The sequence below is a fragment of the Staphylococcus pseudoxylosus genome, assembly GCF_044794325.1.
GTDB classification, from domain to species: Bacteria; Bacillota; Bacilli; order Staphylococcales; family Staphylococcaceae; genus Staphylococcus; species Staphylococcus pseudoxylosus.
Map to the genome: position 1 here is coordinate 645,853 of NZ_CP085024.1, position 23,983 is coordinate 669,835.

Annotated in this window: 25 protein-coding genes; 15 read left to right on the forward strand and 10 right to left on the reverse strand. The window is 33.1% G+C overall.

Going from position 1 to position 23,983, the window contains the following annotated elements; genetic code table 11:
* The first annotated feature begins 160 nt into the window (after nucleotides 1-160).
* The 9 genes from LG295_RS02850 (at nucleotide 161) to LG295_RS02890 (ending at nucleotide 7,777) form a co-directional block, all read left to right on the forward strand.
* The gene (locus LG295_RS02850) at nucleotides 161-709 is read left to right on the forward strand and encodes a TetR/AcrR family transcriptional regulator (RefSeq protein ID WP_107530043.1); all 549 of its coding nucleotides are present in this window, start codon (nucleotides 161-163) and stop codon (nucleotides 707-709) included.
* A 194-nt stretch (nucleotides 710-903) separates the two neighbouring features.
* A complete protein-coding gene (locus LG295_RS02855; protein ID WP_107557610.1) occupies nucleotides 904-1,794 on the forward strand; it encodes a 3-keto-5-aminohexanoate cleavage protein in 891 nt (296 codons plus the stop codon).
* Complete coding sequence (locus tag LG295_RS02860; protein WP_107530041.1) at nucleotides 1,791-2,756, forward strand: 3-hydroxyacyl-CoA dehydrogenase NAD-binding domain-containing protein; 966 nt, start codon at nucleotides 1,791-1,793, stop codon at nucleotides 2,754-2,756. The genes LG295_RS02855 and LG295_RS02860 overlap by 4 nt, the downstream gene beginning before the upstream one ends.
* A 1-nt stretch (nucleotide 2,757) precedes the next feature.
* Nucleotides 2,758-3,231, forward strand: a complete 474-nt coding sequence (locus LG295_RS02865) for a thioesterase family protein (RefSeq protein WP_107530040.1) — start codon at nucleotides 2,758-2,760, stop codon at nucleotides 3,229-3,231.
* A gap of 297 nt (nucleotides 3,232-3,528) precedes the next feature.
* Nucleotides 3,529-4,713, forward strand: coding sequence for a betaine/proline/choline family ABC transporter ATP-binding protein (locus LG295_RS02870; RefSeq protein WP_107530039.1), 1,185 nt, complete (start codon nucleotides 3,529-3,531; stop codon nucleotides 4,711-4,713).
* Complete coding sequence (locus LG295_RS02875; RefSeq protein WP_017722793.1) at nucleotides 4,713-5,348, forward strand: ABC transporter permease; 636 nt, start codon at nucleotides 4,713-4,715, stop codon at nucleotides 5,346-5,348. Before LG295_RS02870 ends, LG295_RS02875 begins: the two co-directional genes overlap by 1 nt.
* Before the next feature lie 15 nt (nucleotides 5,349-5,363).
* Nucleotides 5,364-6,308 carry an osmoprotectant ABC transporter substrate-binding protein gene (locus LG295_RS02880; RefSeq protein WP_107530038.1) on the forward strand — a complete coding sequence of 315 codons (945 nt, stop codon included), beginning with the start codon at nucleotides 5,364-5,366 and terminating at the stop codon, nucleotides 6,306-6,308.
* Nucleotides 6,308-7,000 carry an ABC transporter permease gene (locus LG295_RS02885; RefSeq protein WP_107530037.1) on the forward strand — a complete coding sequence of 231 codons (693 nt, stop codon included), beginning with the start codon at nucleotides 6,308-6,310 and terminating at the stop codon, nucleotides 6,998-7,000. Before LG295_RS02880 ends, LG295_RS02885 begins: the two co-directional genes overlap by 1 nt.
* Nucleotides 7,001-7,018: 18 nt before the next feature.
* On the forward strand, nucleotides 7,019-7,777 hold the full coding sequence (locus tag LG295_RS02890; protein WP_325999377.1) for an alpha/beta hydrolase family protein: 759 nt from the start codon (nucleotides 7,019-7,021) through the stop codon (nucleotides 7,775-7,777).
* Between the two features lie 108 nt (nucleotides 7,778-7,885).
* On the opposite strand, the gene LG295_RS02895 is transcribed toward LG295_RS02890, so the two are convergent.
* The 9 genes from LG295_RS02895 to LG295_RS02935 all read right to left on the reverse strand — a co-directional run bounded on the left by LG295_RS02895 (nucleotide 7,886) and on the right by LG295_RS02935 (nucleotide 16,293).
* Nucleotides 7,886-8,935 carry an acyl-CoA dehydrogenase family protein gene (locus tag LG295_RS02895; protein WP_325999375.1) on the reverse strand — a complete coding sequence of 350 codons (1,050 nt, stop codon included), beginning with the start codon at nucleotides 8,933-8,935 and terminating at the stop codon, nucleotides 7,886-7,888.
* Between the two features lie 14 nt (nucleotides 8,936-8,949).
* Nucleotides 8,950-9,711 (reverse strand): ABC transporter permease, encoded by a 762-nt coding sequence (locus LG295_RS02900; protein WP_107557607.1) that lies wholly within the window; start codon nucleotides 9,709-9,711, stop codon nucleotides 8,950-8,952.
* A 6-nt stretch (nucleotides 9,712-9,717) separates the two neighbouring features.
* A complete protein-coding gene (locus LG295_RS02905; RefSeq protein WP_404476362.1) occupies nucleotides 9,718-10,677 on the reverse strand; it encodes an ABC transporter substrate-binding protein in 960 nt (319 codons plus the stop codon).
* Nucleotides 10,678-10,690: 13 nt separating this feature from the next.
* Nucleotides 10,691-11,431, reverse strand: a complete 741-nt coding sequence (locus LG295_RS02910) for an ABC transporter ATP-binding protein (protein WP_107530032.1) — start codon at nucleotides 11,429-11,431, stop codon at nucleotides 10,691-10,693.
* Between the two features lie 326 nt (nucleotides 11,432-11,757).
* The gene (locus tag LG295_RS02915) at nucleotides 11,758-12,270 is read right to left on the reverse strand and encodes a DUF4242 domain-containing protein (RefSeq protein ID WP_107557604.1); all 513 of its coding nucleotides are present in this window, start codon (nucleotides 12,268-12,270) and stop codon (nucleotides 11,758-11,760) included.
* 241 nt (nucleotides 12,271-12,511) lie between these two features.
* The gene (lrgB, locus tag LG295_RS02920) at nucleotides 12,512-13,213 is read right to left on the reverse strand and encodes an antiholin-like protein LrgB (RefSeq protein WP_107530030.1); all 702 of its coding nucleotides are present in this window, start codon (nucleotides 13,211-13,213) and stop codon (nucleotides 12,512-12,514) included.
* On the reverse strand, nucleotides 13,210-13,653 hold the full coding sequence (lrgA, locus tag LG295_RS02925) for an antiholin-like murein hydrolase modulator LrgA (RefSeq protein WP_107530029.1): 444 nt from the start codon (nucleotides 13,651-13,653) through the stop codon (nucleotides 13,210-13,212). Before lrgA ends, lrgB begins: the two co-directional genes overlap by 4 nt.
* 121 nt (nucleotides 13,654-13,774) lie before the next feature.
* On the reverse strand, nucleotides 13,775-14,539 hold the full coding sequence (locus LG295_RS02930) for a response regulator transcription factor LytR (RefSeq protein ID WP_107557603.1): 765 nt from the start codon (nucleotides 14,537-14,539) through the stop codon (nucleotides 13,775-13,777).
* Nucleotides 14,540-14,541: 2 nt separating this feature from the next.
* Entirely contained in the window at nucleotides 14,542-16,293 is a 1,752-nt protein-coding gene (locus LG295_RS02935) for a sensor histidine kinase (RefSeq protein WP_107557602.1), read from the reverse strand.
* Nucleotides 16,294-16,732: 439 nt separating this feature from the next.
* Between LG295_RS02935 and LG295_RS02940 the strand changes: the two genes are divergently transcribed.
* From LG295_RS02940 to pcp, 6 genes are all read left to right on the forward strand, one after another.
* Nucleotides 16,733-18,124 carry an MFS transporter gene (locus LG295_RS02940; protein ID WP_107557601.1) on the forward strand — a complete coding sequence of 464 codons (1,392 nt, stop codon included), beginning with the start codon at nucleotides 16,733-16,735 and terminating at the stop codon, nucleotides 18,122-18,124.
* A 234-nt stretch (nucleotides 18,125-18,358) separates the two neighbouring features.
* Entirely contained in the window at nucleotides 18,359-19,957 is a 1,599-nt protein-coding gene (locus LG295_RS02945) for a M20/M25/M40 family metallo-hydrolase (RefSeq protein WP_326020829.1), read from the forward strand.
* A gap of 144 nt (nucleotides 19,958-20,101) precedes the next feature.
* Nucleotides 20,102-20,542: a DUF805 domain-containing protein gene (locus LG295_RS02950; RefSeq protein ID WP_107530024.1), complete on the forward strand. Its 441-nt coding sequence runs from the start codon at nucleotides 20,102-20,104 to the stop codon at nucleotides 20,540-20,542.
* Between the two features lie 431 nt (nucleotides 20,543-20,973).
* On the forward strand, nucleotides 20,974-21,678 hold the full coding sequence (locus LG295_RS02955; RefSeq protein WP_017722782.1) for a DUF969 domain-containing protein: 705 nt from the start codon (nucleotides 20,974-20,976) through the stop codon (nucleotides 21,676-21,678).
* A complete protein-coding gene (locus LG295_RS02960; protein WP_017722781.1) occupies nucleotides 21,671-22,597 on the forward strand; it encodes a DUF979 domain-containing protein in 927 nt (308 codons plus the stop codon). Before LG295_RS02955 ends, LG295_RS02960 begins: the two co-directional genes overlap by 8 nt.
* A 29-nt stretch (nucleotides 22,598-22,626) precedes the next feature.
* On the forward strand, nucleotides 22,627-23,268 hold the full coding sequence (pcp, locus tag LG295_RS02965) for a pyroglutamyl-peptidase I (protein ID WP_107530023.1): 642 nt from the start codon (nucleotides 22,627-22,629) through the stop codon (nucleotides 23,266-23,268).
* A 97-nt stretch (nucleotides 23,269-23,365) separates the two neighbouring features.
* On the opposite strand, the gene LG295_RS02970 is transcribed toward pcp, so the two are convergent.
* Nucleotides 23,366-23,866, reverse strand: a complete 501-nt coding sequence (locus LG295_RS02970; protein WP_107530022.1) for a GNAT family N-acetyltransferase — start codon at nucleotides 23,864-23,866, stop codon at nucleotides 23,366-23,368.
* Nucleotides 23,867-23,983: the final 117 nt, after the last annotated feature.

Below are 23,983 nucleotides of genomic sequence, written 5' to 3' on the forward strand. Positions count from 1 at the left end.
ATAAATTATATTAGAAATATGATAATATACTTATGTCTTTAATTTAGAATTTATAGAAAGATAGAGTTGCAACTTTTTCGTTTATCATATATAGTTTGCTCGAATATAAAATACTACGAGACAACAGGTCAGATAGTACATTGAGAAAGAAGGTGTATGAATGCCAAGAGTTTCCAAACGGATACAATTATTACAGGCAGCTGCAACTATCGTTGATGAACAAGGTAGTGAATATTTAACTTTAGATGCTGTTGCTAAAAAAGCTGGTGTCAGTAAAGGTGGCTTATTGTATCATTTTCAAAATAAATTTGCGTTAATACAAGGACTCGTTGACCATGCAGATGAACTATATCGCAATAATGTTAATGAACATGTAGAAAAAGATAATAATGGGGACGGTAAATGGGTTCGTGCCTTTATCGAAGCAACTCGTGAACATCGTGCTGAAAACGGTTCGATTACATCTGGTATGCTTGCTGCCCAAGGCATAAACAGTAATTTACTATTACCATTACAGGACACATACAAAGAATGGCAACACAATATTGAAAATGATGGTCTAGATAAAGTAGACGCAACTATAATAAGGTTGGCAGTTGATGGATTGTGGTTGTCAGAAATTTTCGGTTTAGATAATTTAGATGAATCGATGAGAGAAAAAGTCTTGGACAGATTGACGGAATATACTCAAATTGATAAAAATGACTAAATTATATTTTTGAGTATATGTAATTTATAAAAAAATAATAAAATTAATAAACTACGTTAAGTACTGTTACTAAAGGGATAATCGACAATTTGAAGTTGATTATTCCTTTTTTAAAATTTTCAAGGGGTTGAAACTAAACCGTCCAGTTGGTACACTAACCGATGTATTAAAAACGCTCTTGGAGGTTTATATAAATGAAAAAAGTTATGCTAACAGCAGCATTGACAGGTGCTGGAGATACTGTAGATAAAAATAAGCATGTCCCTGTGACGCCACAAGAAATTGCTGATTCTGCAATTAAATGCGCAAAGGCTGGTGCTACTGTAGCACATATTCATGCGAGAGACCCTAAAACAGGGGGAATTAGTCATGATGTGGCGTTTTTTAGAGAAGCAGTAAGACTAATTAGAGAAGCAGATGAAGATATCATTATTAATATCACATCAGGTGGAGGCGGAGATTTCATTCCAAGCCTCGAAGATCCATATAAAGCAGAAAAAGGATCCGATATGCAAACCCCTGATGAACGACATGAACCAGTTGGCACGTTATTACCTGAAATGTGTACATTAGATTGTGGTAGTGTCAATATGGGCGACGCTATTTATTTGAGTCCTGCAGATTGGTTGAGGAAACAAGCTCAATTGGTCAAGGATGCAGGTGTTAAACCAGAACTAGAGTGCTTTGATAGTGGTCATATTTCTTTTGCAAAACAATTGATAAATGAAGGACTTATTGAAGGTACACCGCTCTTCCAATTCTGTTTAGGTATTCCATGGGGCGCTGAAAATGATCCAGAAACCATCGAATATTTTAAAACACGTATACCTGAAAATGCAGAATGGTCTGCATTTGGTATTGGAAGAATGCAATTTCCAACAGTAGAGGAAGCAGCAAAACGTGGTGGTAACGTTCGTGTTGGTTTAGAGGACAATTTATATTTAGCAAAAGGTGTAAAAGCATCTAATGAACAACTTGTTGAAAAAGCAGTAGAAATACTCAAAGCTTTAGATATTGAGCCGATGACACCGGCAGAGGCGCGTGAAAAGTATCAGCTTAGATCGCCACAAGGAGGTACAAAATGAAGTTTGCAGTTGTAGGTACAGGTGTAATCGGTAGCGGTTGGATTACAAGAATATTAGCACATGGACATGAGGTCATCGCAACAGATCCGAGTGAAAATGCATTTGAAAGTATGTTGAAACAAGTGAAACAAAATTGGCCATATGCTGAACAACTTGGCTTAGCAGAAAATGCATCTTTAGAAAATTTAACGTTCACTCCTCATTTAGAAGAAGCAGTTAAAGATGCAGATCATATTCAAGAAAATGTGCCAGAAATTGAATCATTAAAGGATCAAGTATTAACTGAGATAGATTTTTATGCAAAACCAGATGCTATAATAGGTTCTAGTACATCAGGTATCATGCCTTCAGAATTACAAAAGCATTTACAACATCCAGAAAGACTAGTAGTAGCACATCCATTCCATCCTGTATATATTTTACCGTTAGTTGAAATTGTTCCTGGTAAATTAACTACAGAAGAAACAACTGTAAAAGCTGAAACAATTTACGAAAGTATTGGTATGGATGTACTACATGTGAGACATGAAATTGAAGGACATGTAGCTGACAGATTAATGGAGGCTTTATGGAGAGAAGCGTTGCATATAGTCAATGATGGCATCGCTACTACAGAAGAAGTAGATAAAGCATTCACCCATGCAGCTGGGTTGCGTTATGCACAATATGGTCCGTTTATGACATTCCATTTAGCTGGCGGTGAGGGCGGTATGCGTCATATGTTAAAACAATTTGGCCCTGCATTGAAAAAACCTTGGACAAAATTAATAGCTCCTGAATTAACACAAGAACTTTATGATGAAGTCGTCAATGGATGTGAATCTTCATCACAAGGACAAACCATGTCAGAGCTTGACCAAAAACGCAATGAATTTTTAGTTAAAGTGAAACAACTTGCAGAAACATATTGGCCAGAAGAGACGCCTTCAATGAAAAAAAGTAATAATCAGTCGGTGTATTAATATGACCCAATCATTATTTGAATATACGACAACGGTAAAACAAAATTGGGTAGATCATAATGGTCATATGAATGATGCTGAGTATAATCGAGTATTCAGCGATGCAACAGACGCGTGGTTAGCTAATTTGGGGTTAGATTTACAAGCGATTGAGCAATTGAAATATACTATATTCACACTTGAAAATCATGTGATGTATTTAAAAGAAATAAAACTAAATGAGTCTATTACTGTCACAGTGGAATTGTTTGATTTTGATGCGAAGCGTTTACACGTATTTATGACATTAAAAAATGAACAAAATGACAGATGTGCGACATATGAAGTGATGCTAATGGGTATGGATACGAAATCTAATAAACCGAAACCATTTCCAGAATCTATTAGAAAATCAGTTGAATTTTATGCTGATATTGCATTGATTCAACATCAACCAGAAGAGCTTGGACATCATATCGGAATCAAACGAAAATAAAATTTGTTAATAAATTTTAGACCATTGAATAAAAGGTTTTTTGAATGTGTTAAGAAACAAAGTTCACTATTATAAATTGTTTAATTTTATTAATTGATGTATCTTGTTATATATAGGTTGATAAAATATCTAAGCAAAATGGCTATTTATTTAGATGTATTTAGCGAAACATGAATAAATTAGGGCTATATGTGCTCATGTTTTTACTTATTTTAGGATTTGTATAACATCCACAGGTAGCCCTAAATTTATTAGAAATAGTTGAAATTGAATATGTACATAGAAAGGAATTGACCCATGTTAAGTATTAAAAACTTATCTAAAGTCTATGGCGGCGGTAAAAAAGCTGTGGATAATATTTCATTAGAGGTTGAATCTGGTGAATTTATAGCATTTATTGGTACGAGTGGTAGTGGTAAGACAACTGCCTTAAGAATGATAAATAGGATGATAGAAGCAACTGAAGGCCAAATTACAATTAATGGTAAAGACGTCCGTAAAATGAATCCAGTGGAATTGCGTAGAAAAATTGGTTACGTTATACAACAAATCGGATTGATGCCACATATGACTATTAGAGAAAATATTGTTTTAGTACCTAAGTTATTGAAATGGTCAGAAGAAAAGAAAGAAAAAAAGGCAAAAGAATTAATTAAATTAGTCGACTTACCTGAAGAATTTTTAGATAGATATCCATCACAACTTTCTGGTGGTCAACAACAGCGTATTGGTGTTGTTAGAGCATTGGCAGCTGAACAAGATGTTATTCTGATGGACGAGCCTTTTGGGGCTTTGGATCCAATTACTAGAGATACGCTACAAGATTTAGTTAAAGAGTTACAACAAAAATTAGGTAAAACATTTATATTTGTCACTCATGATATGGATGAGGCTATCAAGCTAGCCGACAAAATTTGTATTATGTCAGAAGGTCAAGTGATTCAATATGACACGCCTGACAATATTTTACGTCATCCAGCAAACGACTTTGTACGTGACTTTATTGGTCAAAATAGATTGATACAAGATAGACCTAACATGCGTACGGTTAAAGATGCGATGATTAAACCAGTTACAGTACATGCAGATAGTACATTGAATGAAGCAGTAGAAATTATGAGAGCACGTCGTGTCGACACTATTTTTGTAGTAGGTAACAATAGCAAATTATTAGGTTACTTAGATATTGAAGATATCAATCAAGGTTTAAGAACGCATAAGGATCTTATTGATATGATGCAACGTGATATTTATAGAGTGAGAATAGATAGTAAATTACAAGACTCTGTTCGTACGATCCTTAAGAGAAATGTAAGAAACGTGCCAGTAGTGGATAGTGATGGTAAAACATTGATTGGATTAGTTACGAGAGCCAACTTAGTAGATATCGTTTATGACAGTATTTGGGGAGAATTAGATGAAGATGCTAGTGCTACTGAAGCTGCAATTGTAGAGCCCGATAATGTAGGAGCTGATATATAATGAAACAATTCATAGAGCAATATGGTGGTCAACTGATTTCTAAAACAGTAGAACACTTTTATATCTCAATGATCGCTTTGTTGATTGCCATTGTAGTAGCTGTGCCTTTAGGAATAATTCTATCCAAGATGAAAAGAACTTCAAACATTGTGCTTACAGTTGCTGGTGTATTACAAACGATTCCTACATTAGCTGTACTTGCGGTCATGATACCAATTTTTGGCGTGGGAAAATTACCAGCAATCATAGCTTTATTTATCTATGTACTTTTACCAATATTAAATAATACTGTTTTAGGTGTTAAAAATATCGATAGTAATATTAAAGAAGCGGCAATCAGTATGGGCATGACGCGTTTTCAATTAATGAAAGATGTAGAATTGCCATTAGCCTTACCATTGATTTTAGGTGGTATTCGATTATCATCAGTTTATGTAATCAGCTGGGCTACACTTGCGAGTTATGTTGGTGCCGGCGGTTTAGGTGACTTTGTATTTAACGGATTAAACTTATACGATCCATTGATGATTGTAAGTGCTGCAGTGCTTGTCACAGCATTAGCATTAATTGTAGATTTATTACTATCATTAGTTGAAAAATGGGCAGTGCCAAAAGGATTAAAAGTATCCAGATAAATTAAGGAGGACATTATGAAACGATTGAAACAGTATTGTATCGCACTTGTACTGTGTCTGACGGTGTTATCTGGATGTAGTTTACCCGGTTTAGGTGGAAATAGCTCAGACAACGAAGTCAAGATTACAGCGCTTGCGACGAGTGAATCACAAATTATGTCTCATATGTTGAGACTTTTAATAGAACATGATACAGATGGAAAGATTAAACCAACATTAATAAATAACTTAGGATCGAGTACAATTCAGCACAACGCTCTTGTAAATGGTGATGCTAATATGTCTGGTGCTCGTTACAACGGTACAGACTTAACAGGTGCATTAAATGAAGATCCTATTAAAGACCCAGAAAAAGCAATGAAAGCTACCCAAGAAGGTTTCCAAAAGAAATTTAATCAAACGTTCTTTAATTCATATGGTTTTGCAAATACATATGCGTTTATGGTTACAAAAGAAACAGCTAAAAAATATAATTTGGAAACAGTGTCTGATTTGAAAGCACATAGTGATAAATTAAAACTAGGTGTTGATAGTTCATGGTTAAATCGTGAAGGTGATGGTTACCCAGGGTTTACGAAAGAATATGGGTTTAAATTTAATACAGTTAGACCGATGCAAATTGGTTTAGTATATGATGCATTAAATTCTAAAAATCTAGATGTAGCAGTAGGGTATTCAACAGATGGGAGAATTGCGGCATATGATTTAAAAGTGTTGAAAGATGATAGACGCTTTTTCCCACCTTATGCAGCTAGTTCGGTAGCAACAAATGAATTATTAGATAAATATCCTGAATTAAAACCGATTATTAATAAGTTAGATAAGAAGATTTCAACAAGTGAAATGCAAGAGCTTAATTATCAGGCTGATGGTAAAGGCAAAGAGCCGGCAGTTGTTGCAGAAAACTTCTTGAAAAAACATAACTATTTTGAAAATGATAAGAAGGGTGGTCAAAACTAATGGAGGGTAATTTATTACAGCAATTAGTCGAATATTATTCAGTAAACTTTGGCTACCTTTGGGATTTATTTATTAAGCATTTACTTATGTCTGTGTATGGCGTGTTATTTGCAGCAATTGTGGGTATCCCGCTAGGTATTATTATAGCTAGATATAAGAAACTATCATGGACGATTATTACGATTGCGAATATTATACAAACTGTACCTGTTATAGCAATGCTTGCTATTTTGATGTTAGTTATGGGTCTAGGGACAACGACAGTAGTAGTAACGGTATTCTTATACGCTTTATTACCGATTATTAAAAATACTTTTACAGGTATCGTTGGTGTAGATGAAAATATTAAAGATGCCGGAAAAGGTATGGGTATGACACGTAACCAAGTCTTACGCATGATAGAGTTACCATTAGCTTTATCTGTCATCTTAGGCGGACTAAGAATTGCGCTTGTTGTAGCTATTGGAGTTGTCGCTGTTGGGTCATTTATAGGCGCACCAACCCTAGGTGATATTGTAATCCGTGGAACAAATGCTACAGATGGCACAACATTTATTTTAGCTGGCGCGATACCTATTGCATTAATTGCAATTTTAATAGATGTTGTATTAAGATTATTAGAAAAACGATTAGACCCTACGAATAGAACACAGAAGAAACAAAAGCATAGACCTCAGGGTATTAATCAGTAATGAAAGTAGTGAAATGAGATGGCGTTGTTAACGATAAATTACAAATCCAAAACCATTGGTATGAACCACCAATTTATAGCAATTTTACCTGAAGACGTTAGTTATTTTAATACGGAGATAGAGCCTAAACAATTAAAGACAATGTTATTGTTACACGGCTTATCAAGTGATGAAACATCTTATCTGCGCTATACAAGTATTGAGCGTTATGCAAATGACCATCAAATTGCAGTGATTATGCCTAATGCTGACCATAGTGGTTATAGTAATATGAAATTTGGTCATAAATACTTTGACTATGTATTAGAAGTATTAGATTATGCGCATCAAATCTTACCGTTATCACAGAAGAGAGAGGATAACTTTATTGCAGGGCATTCTATGGGAGGATATGGAACGATAAAATATGCCTTAACACAAGGCCATCGTTTTGCTAAAGCGTGCCCATTATCATCTGTATTTAATGCACAAACCTTTATAGACATTGATTGGAATGACTTTTCAGGCCAAGCAATTGCAGGTGTAGATAAAATGACACAGGATACAGAACTTGATCCGTATTATTTAGTAGATAAAGCAATAGTTGAAAGTAAAGTAATACCAGAGTTACTTATTATGTGTGGAACAGAAGATCAACTCTACGAAGATAATAAACAATTTATAGCATATTTGGATGCACAAAATGTATCTTACCAATTTGAAGATGGACCTGGTGAGCATGATTATGCTTATTGGGACAAGGCTATAAAACGTGCAATTGAATGGTTCATAGGATAAATAGCAAATTAAACAATGATTTAGCATAAATAAAAACCTCAATCATAAAAATGGTTGAGGTTTTTTGACTTAAAAAGTTGATTGTACAAGCGATAAAGAAAAAAGTTATTATTTTGAAGTAATATGCTTAGCGTTGATTTCTTCTTCCAATTTACCTATATGTCTTAAAGTTGGTGTTAACGCAGCGAAGAAGAAACCTTCTTTTAATTTACGTGCTTGTGGCGCTTTGGGTGAATAAGCTCTAGAACCACCGTTCACCATAGAAGCTTGGTTCACTTCTAATAATAAGTAGCCAGCTTGTTTTTTTAGGTTGATGAGTTCAGCAAAATCATGTTGTAAAGTTTTGCGTTGGATTAAATGATAAAAGTCTGTTTTGATTTGTTGTAAACGTAATTCGAAATCATCAATATCGTATTCTAAGTATTTATTTATACCGTTTTGTGCATCGGAAAATTGATGTATCAAATCAAGTGAAGCACGAATAGAACCTAATGCTATTGGTACTTGCAGTGCAACGAATTGAGGACGAATATCAGCAGCAAATGATTTTGCATCATGAGTGATAATTTGATTCTTTGGAATAAGTACATCGTTTAGTTCGATTTTAAAAGTAGCTGAGCCATTAACGCCTAAGAAATTTGATTTTTCCTCTAAAGTAACGCCATCTTGGTTTGCATGTACAATAAACATTACTAATTCGTCACCGTTTTCAGCTTTTGATATAGCACCAAAATAGTGGTCTGGCCCTATATTACTCACTGCTGGTAATTTACCGTTCACGAATAATTGATTCTCTTTGTAATAATGATTTAAATTAAATGATTCTAAATCATTAAATGATTTCATGGGATTAGATAACCCTGTTGCACCTAATACTTTTCCACTAAGCAGTGCCTGTTGTAAATCTTGATTAAAATGAGGTTGTTTAGCATTTTGCAAGTAAGTTGAAAATGCTAATTGACACCATAAACAAAACCCTGTAGTAAGGCATGATTTAGATACTTCTTCTACCACTTCTAAATTGTTGGTTAAGTCATCTTCTTTGAAATAGCCTTCTTTAAATAAATTTTGAATAAATGTTCTAGGGTAGTGTGAACCTTCGTCAATTTCTATTAAATAAGGTTCTAATTCATTTTTAATAAGTGTTTGTAAACTCATATATATACGCTCCTTTATTCTCCAAATCTTTTTAAAATGATTGTTTCTAAGTAACTAATGAGTCGATCAATTAAGAATCCGAATAAACCAATAAAGAAGATTGCAGATAAGACATCTTCTAGATTTAACATGTTACGCGCATCCACAATTAGGAAGCCTAATCCAGATTGAGCGCCAATCATTTCGCCTGAAACTAAGAAAATCCAACTTGTACCAACCGCCATATGAATACCACCCATAATATGCTTGAAGGCACCTGGAAATAATATATTTCTATATAATGACCATCCTTTGAGGTTTAAATTCGCTGCAATTTTCAAATATTGCGGTTCAACGTTTCTTATGCCTTTAATCGTATTAAAGACAATAGGGAAGAAAGCAGCAATGAATATAATAGCCATTGCTGGCAGACTGCCAATACCAAACCATAAAACTACAAATGGTGACCAAGCAATAGGTGAGATGGGTCTAATCAACTGTAATAAAGGCTCTATAGCATTAAAAAGTGTGTTACTACGACCTAATAAGAAGCCAACTGGCACGCCTATTAAAATTGCAGTTCCAAAACCTACAAAAAATCGAAATAGACTAATACCTAAGTGTGTGAATATTTCCCCGGAAATAATAAATTGCCATATACTTTGTGCTACTAGAATTGGGCCTGGTAAGAGAATAGGTTGGTAATTACCTATCCAAATGACACATTGCCATAAAAATAGAAAAATGATGAAAGTGAATAGGGGCAATGTGAATTTTTTGGTTAATGTAGTTGTCATTTCACTTTATCCTTCCTTATATAACGTTGGATCTATAAATTCATTATAATCTGGTGCTTTAAACAGTCTGTGTTCATTAATTAATTTCTTGATTTTGCTATAACCTTTTTCTTCAATAGTAAGATCACCATAAGAAGTCCATTTGGCAGATTGTTTTAAAACATCTCTATCTTGTTTAAAATGTTTATCCATAATATCCACGCTTTGTTTTTTATTCTTCATTTTGTAACCAGCTTTTTTGTAGTCAGATATAAATGCTTTTGCTGCATCAGTATGATTGTTTATTAGGTCATCTCTTAATACAAGGACACAACAATACGCATCTGGTATAATGTCGCTTCCATGCTGAATTGTTTCTCCTTTTCCTAATTTTTCACCCAGTGCACCAAAAGGCTCTGCAACAGAGTAACCTGAAATTCGTCCTTCATTTAAAGTTGCGGGCATTTCAGCAGGTGCCATTTCATGGTAACTGAAGTCTTTTGCATTAAGACCAAGTTGTTTACGCATTTCTTCTAATAGTAAATAATGCGTAGAATAACGATGAGGAATAGCAAAACTATAATTTTCATGTTTATGGAAATCAGAAACTTTTTTCCCTTGTTGTCCCATAACTACATTACCTTCATGGTGTCCAAGTGCAACAGCTTTTATATTGGAACCTTTTTGCTTAGATTTCATCGCAAGTTCAATGAGTGTTGAAGCACCGTCTATTTTTCCACTATTTAATGCATCCATAAGATCTGGCCAATTATTAAAACGTACAAGTTTTAAATTATATCCCGATTCTTTTGCTTGTTGTCTAACTTGTTCAGTCATCATTAAATTAGCTGAATGTGTAATAGGGAGATAACCAATTTTTATAGTCTTTTTATTTTGATTATTGTTATGAGCTGTTTGCTGGTTATCATTTGTACACCCAGAAACTATTAAAAGGAATATTACTGAAAGAACAAATAACTTTTTCAATGTTTAACACTCCTTATAAATAGTATTCTGGTTCTGCCATATGGTGATTTAAAGCAAATTTTTCCATAATTGTATTTCTAATATTTAATAAATGACTATCATTGCGGTTACGTGGGTGTGATTGTTTAATGTTATATTGACTAATGATTTCACATCCTTCACCAAGCAGTATGATATTGTCAGAAAGGTAAATAGCTTCATCAATATCATGTGTTACTAAAATAATTGTCGCAGAAGTTTGTTCTTTTAATTGAACTAGTTGGTCTTGTAATTTATAACGAGTAAAGGCATCTAATGCGCCTAATGGTTCATCCATCAATATCACATTTGGTTGGTGTACTTGTGCTCTACACAGTGCTACACGCTGTTTCATACCACCAGATAGTTCTTCAGGGAATAAGGTGCCTTTATTATTTAAATCAACACTTTTTAAATGTTTGTTAATTTCATTGTCACTTAGTTGTCGTGATAAACCAATTCTTATATTGTCATTAATATTTTTCCAAGGTAATAAATTGTGGTGCTGAAATATCATTAAACAATCTGGTGAAGGTGTTTGTTTAATTTCACCATCGATATTTACTGTGCCTGATGTAGGTGTTAAAAAACCACCTATTACATTTAACAGCGTAGATTTACCGCATCCGCTTTTACCTATAAAAGTAACGATATCTCCTTTATTTATATTGAGTTCAAAATCATTGATAACTTGGTTGTCGCCAAATTGATGTTGAATATGGTCAATATGAATCACGTATTTCACCTCAATTATTCGTATCGTTTTAGTAGGGATTGAATTGATAATAAAGGAGCGGGATTGAAACCCAAACTATAGTTGAATTTCACATTCCCGCCCCCACAAGCATGACTATACATTAGTCATTTAATGTGCATGATATATTAAATGCTCACAAGTAAAAGGGGATATATGGCCCATACTCGTGAAGTGATTAGTTATGATTTTTTGCTTCAATTATAAGAACTACTAATCTCAATTTTATTGAGAAAGACTAAAGATTACAATAGCTAAAGCTATTGCATAAGAACTACTAATCTCAATTTTATTGAGAAAGTAGTTCTTTAAATTTTTTCGATGTCATCAATAGGTGTATCTACAGCTTTACGTGCACGACGTACTGCATCTTCATCTGGTGCATCATATAAGCAAATACATTTAGTCATGTCTTCACATACATAAGTGCGTTGGAATTGAACTTCAGGCACTTCTTCGTAATGAACTGAATTTTTCTTTTTACGAGCTAAATATTGATCCATGGTAATACCTTCAGGAATATTCCATGTTACTAGGTAATCAATTTTTGGATCTCCGGCTTTAACTTCATCTAGTTCTTTACCTACTAAACGCACTTCTTTTACTAAATTTATATTAATTGAAGCATCCTCTAAAAATTGTTTTGCTTCTGTTTCATTATTTGCTTCGACGATAAAATAACCATGTGTTAAATCTTCAGTTGCTTGTACTTCGATAAGAGTCGGTACAGAGCCTGTAGTTAACTCTGCTGCTTTCTTTTCTAAGTCAGATTTGTTTGAGGCAAAAGCTAAATCATTTGCTTCTAGTAAAAATAATGTCATAAATTTTAACCTCCAAAGTTAATAATATATGCATAATACAATAATTCTTATCACAATACAAGGATATAATCATAAGTAATTTAAATTTTCTGATAACTTATAAAGTTGTTATATTTTATATAACTTGAGTGTATCCTTCCAAAATTTTAAATCATTGTGCTTATGAAAATAAAAATGAGAAAAAGAAAAATCAACTTTTAGATTATTGATTTCTCTCTTTCTCATTACAATATAATATTATTTAAAGTAATATTGCTGCAAGAATTGGAGCAACAACTACTACAATTACACCGACAATAACTAATGAAATAGATGCCATTGAAGCTTCTGTTTCACCAAATTCTTGTGCTGAAGAGACGCCTAAGGAATGTCCACTTGTGCCTAGTGCAAGGCCACGAGCGATAGGATTGGTAATATTAAATAGTTTGATTAACTTTGAACCGAGTGCGTAAATAATTACGCCATTTAATATAACAGCTAATGAAGTTAGTTCTTTAATGCCACCGATGTCCGCTGAAACAGGTAGTGCAATAGCAGTTGTCGCACCTTGAGGTAACATAGATGCAATAATGCCATTAGAAAATTGGAATGCTTCAGCTATTAAGTAAATGCAAATTAGTGCTGCAGTGGTGCCTAATGTAATACCGCCTAATACTTGTTTCCAGTATTTTTTTAAAACATCACGTTTTTTATATAAAGGAATAGCGAAACATATAGTTGCCGGTTCCAGGAAGAAATTAATGATGTCTCCGCCAATTTTATAATTTGCATAATCTATGCCAGTTAATTTTAGAAACACTATACCTACGACCATACTTACAAATAGCGGTGTGAATAAGAAAAAGCCATTCGTTTTTTTAAATAAAAATGTGGCTATAATAAATGGTATCAATGAAAGTAAGATGCCGAAATAGGGCGTGTTGATAGCTAAATGTTCAATCATAATTTATCCTCCGCAAGTTGTTTTTGTGGTCTTTTTTTTGGAATAAAGGATTTAGTTATAAGCATTTGAGCAAAGAATCCTGTACATAATAACAATAAGAGTGTTGAAATAATGATTAATAAAATAATTAGGATAGGGCTTGTACTTAAAATGCCTAGTGAATTAATAACTGATACACCTGCTGGTACAAATAGAAAACCAATATTGTTCGTTAACGTTGTGCCGACTTTCTCGACTTGACCAAGTTTAATAATACCTGTACATAGTGCTATAAATAGTAACACAAGACCTATAACTGAAGCGGGCATAGGAATTGGCATGAAACTTTCGATAATATTTGAAATAAGCATGATAGTAGCAATCACAAGTGCTTGATGGAAAAAATTATATGTTTTTGAATGCTGCGTTTGTGCGGTATGTTGTTGTTTTTTTGCTTCCATAATAAAAGTTCCTCCCGTATTGATCTTGGGTTAATTATAAAATGAAAGCGATTACTTTAGTTAGATTGGCAAGCGACTTACTAGACGTTGTCTCTGAAATGCATAAATTAGAACTTGAAAATCAAGATAACCCCATATCTTGTTTGAATGGTTTCATATAAGAGCGACTCACTTGGAATTTTAATTGATTAGTCATGGTTAATTGATAAGTATAGTTGAACCAATGTTCAATTGTTTGAATATGTGTCTTGTTAATTAAAGTGGCACGATGAATTCTCATAAATTGAGTAGTGTCTAATTTTTTTTCGTAATGGTTCAGCGGTTCAGAAGTCTCATATTCATTGAGTGTCGTATTTATCGTTGTGACCCCGTTATTGACGGAAATTGCGATAATATCATCTAAATTAATAATATGAATCCGCTCGTTAACTTCAATAGGGAGTACGTTCGGCGTATTCTCAATTTTGTTGTGTGTATCATTAGGGTTATTATCATTATTTATAAAATTTTGTTGTTCGATATTTGAGTGAAGCACTTGTTCAACTTTATGGATAGCTTGTGCGATTCGTTGTTGTTCAAATGGTTTCAAAATATAGTCAATGGCATTTAATTCAAACGCTTTTACCGCAAAAGTATCATGTGCAGTAGCGAAAATAATCAAAGGGCGATGCTTCATGTTTTTGATTTTATTAGCTAAATCAAGACCACTTTCATCCATTAAATTAATATCTAAAAAAATAACATCGTAGTTATCATAAAGTAATAATTCTAAAGTTTCAGAGATATTTTCGGCTTCTTTAATTAAATCAAAACAACGAATCTGATTTAATAAATAGTGTAATTCATTACGTGCTAGCGGTTCATCATCTACGATAATTGTCTTCATATTTAACCCTCCTCTGTAGTGTGATGTGGAATTGTACAACTAACTTTTGTACCTTGTTTATTTGATTCAAAATGAAGTTTAGCTTTATAGCCAAATAAACCATCTAATCTTTGATTTAAATTTTCTAACGCACTTCCTGTACCAGATTCTGAATAAACACTAGTTTTCCCAATTTTATCAAGTTTGTTTACTGGTATGCCTTGTCCGTTATCTGAAACAGAAATATTTAATCCAGACTTATTTTGGTGGGCTTTTACAATAATGTTGTTATCATATTTTCTATTTTTAAAGGCATGTTTAATTGCGTTTTCTACAAGAATTTGAATTGCAAAAGGTGGCACTAAAGCGCCATAGCTTGAATCAGTGATATCAAAACTAACATTGAATCGATCTGGATAACGCGCTTGTTCTAATGATAAATAAGCCTCAACCTGCTGTAATTCTTTTTCTAAAGAAATAGTATTATTACGTGTACCTTGCAAATTTGAACGGAAAAATTGACTGAGTTGTAATAATAATTCTCTTGCTTTTTCACTATCTATTCTTACTAATGCTGAAATAGTGTTAATTGAGTTAAAGAAAAAGTGAGGATTGACTTGAGCTTGGAGCGACTTAATCTCAGCATCTCTTATTAACGCGTTTTGCGTCTCAGCTTGTCCAAGCTCAAGTTGGCTTGAAAATATATCTGCTAGTCCAGTTACAAGCTGTTTATCTGAAAAGTTAACGTTATGCTTGTTAGTAAAATAGAGTTTTAATGTACCTACGACTTCATTTTTTACATGTAATGGCATAACAATAGCAGCTTCTAGCGGACATCCAGGGTGGTTACAACCAATTTCTTCACTTGAATAAGCTTCCTTTAAAGTGCCAGTTTGAATAGCAATTTTTGATAAATCAGTAATAATTGCTTTTTGCGCAACGTGATGATCACTTGCAACACCAACGTGAGTTAATATGTCTTTACGATTTGTAATCGCAACGGCTGAAACACGCATTAGGTTTAGAATGATTTCAGCAGCTTGTTTAGCGGATTGCTCATTTAAACCTGAACGGAAATAAGGCAATGTCTGGTTAGCTAATTGTAAGACATCATGCGTTTGGATTGCACGGGTTTCTTCTTCTTTCTTAATTGTTGAAAGTATGATTGATAAAAATATAGCTGTACCAATTGAATTAATGGATATCATAGGTAAGGCAATAAGTTTTACTAACGTCCATGCGTGTGCGGTATTATCAGAAAATAGTAAAATACAAAGCATTTGAATAATTTCTGTAGCACCACCGATAAGCGCACCTTTTACAATAGTTGGATACCTATTAGCTCGCATAGCTTTATGACCAAAATAACCTGAAACTAGTGCAATAATAATAGAAGAAATTAAATATATATATGCATCTGCCCCTCCGATATAGACACGGTAAATGCCTGAAATCAGCGCTACAGCTAAGGCGACGAATGGACCACCTATTAGTCCTGATACGCCAATTGTTAATACACGTGTGTTTGCTAACGACGCATCAGGGCTTAAATGGTTATAGACTGTGCCGTTGATAATTTCATCACCACGAATTTGTACGCCAGTAAAATTTGAAAGCATAGAGAAACAACCAAATATTATAATCAGTTGCCATTGCGAACGTCGCTTTTCTCGGTCATTCATCATCGATTTAAAATGATCAATATTCATTAAAATATATGCAATCAGTATAATTAAACCAACGCGTTCTAATAATAAGATAAATAAATTTAACATGATTTCACCTTTTTTTAATTAGTTTGACATGGTTGATTATACAGAATTTTATAAAATTATGAGTTTTATGGGAATTATTTTTTATAAATTATATCCAATGTCCCAATATAGCAGTGATTAAAGGGGAGAATCAAATTACTCTCTATGTAAATAACTACATAATTGACGCAGTTCTTTAGCATTATTAAGTGTTAAGTGTTATTTTATTAATATTGGCTTTTAAAAGGATTTGTAAAAAATGTAGATATTAATATAAAAATAATTGCATATAATTATTACAGAATTTTAAACCAATTTCATCTTAAAAGATTAGTTTTGAAATAGATATAGACTTTTTTAGCGGTTTTCCAGTTTGTATGGAAAATAGCGTTAAAGGCGTGTATACCTGTTTTGAAATGTGATCTATGTGTTTACGGGAAATGTAGGAGGAAAAAAGCATATGGAATCAACACATTCGTTTGAAGGAGATAATAAACTTCTTGTGGGTATTTTCTTAGGAGTTATTACATTTTGGTTGTTTGCACAATCATTAGTAAATATTATTCCAGATTTAGAATCATCATTTGATACGAATTATGGAACGATAAATGTGGCGGTAAGTTTAACTGCATTATTATGTGGTTTATTTGTAGTAGGAACAGGAGGGCTTGCTGATAGATATGGCAGGGTGAAAATGACCTATATCGGATTGATATTAAGTATTGTTGGTTCGTTGTTAATCATAATACCAGGGTTTATGCCGTTACTTGTTGTTGGACGCGCGATTCAAGGATTATCTGCAGCATGTATTATGCCTTCAACTTTGGCAATTATCAATGAATATTATATTGGTAGTCGTCGCCAACGCGCATTGAGTTATTGGTCAATCGGTTCTTGGGGAGGCACAGGAGTTTGTTCGTTATTTGGCGGTGTAATGTCTACGTTTATTGGTTGGAGATCAATATTCATTATTTCAATTCTTGTAGCATTAATGGCAATGTATCTAATGAGACATACACCAGAAACAAAAGCCATACGAACTGAAGAAACAAAACAAGCTAAATTTGACATAGTAGGCCTTATTATTTTAATTATTGCAATGCTAAGTGTGAATTTGATTATCACAGAATCATCGGATTATGGGCTTTTCTCACCATTTATCATGTCACTCATTGTTGTATTTATTATTTCAACACTTTGCTTTTTATATTATGAAGGTAAAGTTAAAAATCCACTTATAGATTTTAAACTATTTAAACATAAAGGTTATAGTGGTGCTACAATCTCTAATTTCTTATTAAATGCAGTGGCAGGGACACTTATTGTCGCTAATACGTATTTCCAATCAGGATTACATTTTAGTTCTTTCCAATCTGGTGTCATGTCTATTACGTATTTAGTAGCTGTGCTTGTAATGATTAGAGTCGGAGAAAAAGTGTTACAAAAGATTGGTCCAAGAAGACCGATGCTACTTGGTGCAGCACTTAACGCTATAGGAATTATTTTAATTTCATTCACGTTCTTACCTACGCCAGTTTATATTGTAGCTTGTATAATAGGTTATTTAATCTATGGTATGGGATTAGGTATGTACGCAACACCATCAACAGATACAGCAGTAACAACAGCACCAGAAGATAAAGTTGGCGTTGCGTCTGGTGTTTATAAAATGGCATCATCATTAGGAAATTCATTTGGTGTCGCATTATCTGGGACTATCTTTACTGTGATGACTGTAGTATCAAATATACAAGTTGGAGCAATGTTTGGCTTGTGGTTCAATGCAGCATTAGCAATTATTGCATTTTTGGCAGTACTCATATTAGTACCAAAAAATCAATTTAATAATTAACTTAAGGCTAATGGCACTTTAAATTATAATTAGTTATTGTCGATACGGGATTACGCATTCAGTTTATAGAATTGATTGCGTAATTCTGTTTTTTTTTGTTTATATAAATTTGGCCGTTCATACCATATTAAGTAAATGAATATTAATTTTACAAAGCTTTTTCACGAGAATATATTGATTATGAAATTAAAAGCATATTATAATTAAGGAAGCGTTTACATTAGGAGGGGTTATGTGGTACAGCAACTATGGCAAACTTATGAAGATAGATTGAAATTATTAAAGAGTTTAGTTAAACATGAGACGGTTACTAATACTCAAGGCGAGATTGCATTTCCTAATTTTGTAAAGAATCTGCTATTAAAATTGGATTATTTTCAACAGCATCAATCCCAGGTTTTACTTGAAGTTACTGAAGATGAAAAAGAAGCTGTTGTAGCTTTTTATCAGGCACCTACTTCTAAAAAAACAATCATATTAATCAGTCATTTTGATACTGTAGGTGTAGAAGACTTTGGTTCATATAGTGAGTATGCTTTTGATCCCGATGCTCTAAAGGATATTTTTAAAGAGAATAATAGTTATCTTAGTGAAGATGCTATTGAGGATTTAAATCGTGATACATATTTATTTGGTCGTGGTGTCATGGATATGAAGGCAGGTTTAATGCTACATTTATCCTTAATAGAACAAGCGAGTATCGAAGCATGGGATATTAATTTAATTTTAGTCACAGTACCAGATGAAGAAGTGAATTCTTCAGGTATGCGCAAAGCTGTAGAGACCATTGCAAGATTAAAACAACAATATCAGTTAGATATTCAGCTTCATTTAAACAGTGAACCAACTTTTCAACAGGCTAGTGCAGATGAACAGCATTATATATATTCTGGTTCTATTGGAAAAATAATGCCAGGTGTATTATGTTATGGAAAAGAAACGCATGTAGGAAATCCAATGGACGGATTGAGCTCTAACTTTATGATGAGTTATATTAATCAAGCAATAGAATATAATGCTGTTTTTAAAGAAACATTTGAAAACGAAACGACACCTTTGCCAGTTTCATTAATGACAAGAGATATTAAGCAAACATACGATGTACAAACACCATTTAGAACAATGGCATTATTTAATATGTTCCTTTTCAAACAAAAACCTGCTGACTTATATAGACAATTTATAGATATAGTAATAAAAGCAACAGAACGTTGTGAAAGTGATTGGTTATCAATTTTAGAAAGTGAAGATATTCCTTTTGATACTAAAATTAATGTACTGACATTTGAACAATTGAAAACATATGCGATTAAACATCATGGTGAAGCATTTATAAATAAAGAAATAACAGCAGTGATACAGCAAACTAAAGATCTACATTTACAAAGTATTAAAGTGACAGATAGATTAATGCAAATTTGCAGAAATATTGCGCCGGCGGTCGTGACTTTTTTTGCAACACCATATTATCCAGCAGTTAATACGTCTTATGATGTAAAAGTTGAGGAAACTATTGAATTGGTCCGTCAAACATTACAAGAACAATTTCAACGTAAAAGTGAACGTATACATTATTTTAATGGTATTAGTGATAGTAGTTACTTGAATTTTTCAGGCGACATGTCTCAAGTGATTACTTATCAGCAAAACGCACCTAATTTTAATCAAACTTATTCGATTCCTTTTGAAGCGATACAAGCTATTAGTGCGCCAATCATACTTTGTGGACCAATCGGTAAAGATGCACATAAATTAAGTGAAAGACTACATAAGGATAGTGCATTTATAGAATTACCATTCGTATTAACTCGTATCGTAAAGTCATATATTTAAAACAATATAAGTAATGATTTGATATAATGTTTTTAAATTTACTAATATTTTTAGTATAAGTTTTGAAAAAATAGGGTATTACGATATATTAGTGAAGATATGTACATTAAAAGTTCCACAAGAAGAAAATGGAGTGGTAAGCACATGCTAGAGGCGTATAAAGATTTTTGGAGAAGATATATAGATTTTAATGGCAAATCAAATAGACTAGAATTTTGGACACCGGTATTAATTCATATCATTATTATATTCATTATTGCGCTCATTGGTGTCGTTTGCTTTATTACAGGTATCTTTATTGTAGCGGCAGTACTATCAGCTTTTGTGGGTATATTTGCGCTAGCGATAATCTTACCAATGTTTGCAATTACATTGCGCAGATTTTATGATGCCGGTAGAAAACGTGCAACAGCAATCATATTAATTGTACTATCTATATTTGTTAATATTACCTTTGATATTATTCAAATCAATAGTGTTGCTATATCATTAAATATCATTTCGTTAATCTGTACAATAATCCTGGTGGTAGAAACATTATTACCATCACGTAATGTGGCCGATTCAGAATTAAAATGGTTGTAATTTTATACAACGACGAAAGTTATTTTAAATGTGACGACTGAGTTTGGGACATACATGCCTAGTCTTAAAAAAGTGGGTAAAATGGATAGATGGTTATTAGTCATTGATTTATATAAGTTACCGTTTTTTAACGGGAATATCGGGCGATACACTTATGTGTGTTGCCTTTTTCTAAATACAAATTACCATACCTTAAAAACAATATAAAATGTTTAAGGTAGCGTGTGCATGTTGGATTGCTATGAACGATATATTAATCATTGGTACTAGTTTAGACTGGTTAAGTGTAAGTGTTTTTTGTCTAGTTTTCTAATAGTAATATTTAAAACTATTAATGATTATGACAAAAGGTTATAAACTATTGAATTTTTGGTGATTTTTATTGTATTTAGAAAATTTAAAATTATAATGTAGGCATAAGGAGGGGTTTTATGGAGTGGTTAAAGTTAATTGGTATTCTAATTATTATATTGGGGTTCCTGTTTAAGATTGATACGATTGCAGTGATTTTAATTGCTGCTGTTGTTACTGGTATCGTTTCTGGATTAGATTTTTATTCCATTTTAGAAACACTGGGTAAAGCGTTTGTTGATAATCGTTTAGTTACATTATTTATATTAACATTACCAATGGTCGGTTTAATCGAACGCTTCGGTTTAAAAAAACAAGCTTCTAACATGATAGGAAAGGTGAAACGAGTTACAAGTGGGCGTCTGATGACTATATATTTATTAATTAGAGAAATAGCTGGCGTGGCTTCAATACGCATCGGTGGTCATCCTCAATTTGTGCGTCCACTCATTAATCCAATGGTTCAAGGTGCGTTAAAAACTAGATATAATTTGAAAGACGACGAAGTTGATGAAGCAGACATTGAAAAGATAAAAGCACAAACTTCTGCAATGGAAAATTATGGCAACTTCTTTGGGCAAAATTTATTCGTTGGTGCTGCAGGAGTTTTATTAATGGTAGGAACATTTCAATCATTAGGCATTAAGGTAGACGCAATTGAATTAGTGCTGGCATCAGTACCCATAGCACTAATTGTATTAGTACTTGTCTGGATTAATAATATAAGATTTGATAAATATTTAGATAAAAAATATGACTCAAAGCAGGTGAAACGTGATGAGTGAACAAGTATTAAATAATATCTTAGAAGTTTTTTATATTTTAATAGGTTTACAATTACTATACACTGCGTTTCGAATTTTGAAATCTTCTACACATAAAAAGAAATACGGTACAGCGTTATTTTGGATTTTGCTAGCTGCAACATTTATTGTTGGTCCATATATTCCAAATGTAATTAATGGTTTATTTATTTTAATGATGGGGGTACTGACTTTATTTAAACAAGTGACAATTAATAACATTGTCGATGTAACTGAAGAAGAAGGGCTGCATGGCGCCCGAAAATATGGAAACAAACTTTTTATTCCAGCTGTCATCTTAGCAATTGCGGCGATTGCTGTTTCAAATTGGACCCCTTTAGGTGGTGCAATAGGTTTAGGTGTTTCTTCTATATTAGGATTAATAGCTGCCTATATAGTAATTAAACCTAAAATAAAATATGTATTTTATGATAGTGATCGACTAACACAACAAATTGGTACCGTGGGTATATTACCTCAATTTTTAGCTGCTTTAGGAGTATTATTTACAGTAAGTGGAGTTGGAGATGTTATATCGAAAGGTATTTCATCGGTATTACCTGAAGGAAATCATTTGGTAGGTGCAACTGCCTATATATTAGGTATGGTAGTTTTTACTATGTTAATGGGAAATGCTTTTGCCGCTTTTACAGTGATTACTGCAAGCATCGGTATTCCATTTGTCATCGCACAAGGTGGAGATCCTGTTATCGCAGGTGCACTAGCTATGACTGGTGGATTCTGTGGCACTTTACTAACACCAATGGCAGCTAATTTCAATACATTGCCTGTAGCATTGTTAGAAATGAAACATGAATTTGGGGTTATCAAAGCACAAGCGCCGATTGCACTTATACTTATAGTAATACATATTGGTTTAATGTATGTATGGGCGTTTTAACTGATTTCAATAAAAAGGGGCGTTTTAAAATGAGAATCTTAATAACTGGATTTGATCCGTTTGGTGGAGAAGAAATTAATCCTGCATTAGAAGCGGTGAAACTATTACCAGATAATATTGAAGGACATACGATAGATAAGTTAGAAATACCAACTGTCTTTCATAAAAGTAAACATGTAATCGAAGCACGTATGAAACAATATGATTATGATATTGTGTTAGCAATTGGGCAAGCAGGTGGAAGGTTTGAATTAACACCAGAGCGTGTTGGTATTAACGTTGATGATGCACGAATAGCGGATAATGAAGGTCAACAACCGATTGACGAATCTATTCATCCAGATGGGGCGCAGGCGTATTTTTCAAACTTACCCGTAAAACGTATGACTGAAGCAATTAAAGCGAGTGGTGTACCTGCACGTTTATCTAACACAGCTGGCACTTTTGTATGTAATCATATTTTGTATCAATTAGGTTACTTACATGCAACACAATTTCCTAATATAAAATTCGGCTTTATTCATGTGCCATTTATCCCTGAACAAGTTGTAGATAAACCCGAAAAACCTTCAATGTCTGTGGAAACGATTCGGAAGGGATTAAATGCTGCATTAGAAGCTATCATTGAGTCCGACGAAGATATTAAAGTCGCACTTGGAGAAACACACTAAAGTAAAAGTTAACAAATTCTATTGAATAATATAAACAAAGGGGCTACGAGATCTTTAAAACAAGATTTCCTAGCCCTTTTTATTTGATGAGTTAAATTTAATTATCGTGTTCAGTACGTGTATAATCCATGCGAATTTCGTTATATGTTTTACCAAAGAAAGTGGGTTGTTTATATGGAGTTTTTTTAAATCCAACTTGTTCATAGAAATTAATAGCGTTAGTATTTTCTTCTACAACCCAGAGTGTCACGTTATCTGGATAAGACAACTCTAGTGCTCGTTGTGTTAAAGCATAGCCAATCATATGACGTTGATATGCTTCTAAAAGATACAACGCATATATCTCACTCCAATTGTCAGATTCTGAAATAGATTTTGTTTTACCATAAGTGATAAACCCTACAATCTCATCCTTAACAGTTGCAACTAAGGTAGGAAGATCGTGTATAGAGGACTTCTTGATAAATTGTTCTTTATCAAGGTTTTCTAGGTAGTTGTTTTCAGAAATATGGTTATATGTTTTTAACCAACTTTCGTAATGGACATTGGCTTTACCATGACGATCTTCCTCCGTCAACGCTCTAATTGTAAAATCCATAGAATGCCCCCTCGCTAAACTAAATTGATGTTATTATAGCATTATTATTTTAAAAAAAGAAATTTTTCAATTCAAAAAAATATAAAAATCAATAATATTAAGTGGCTAAGTAACAAA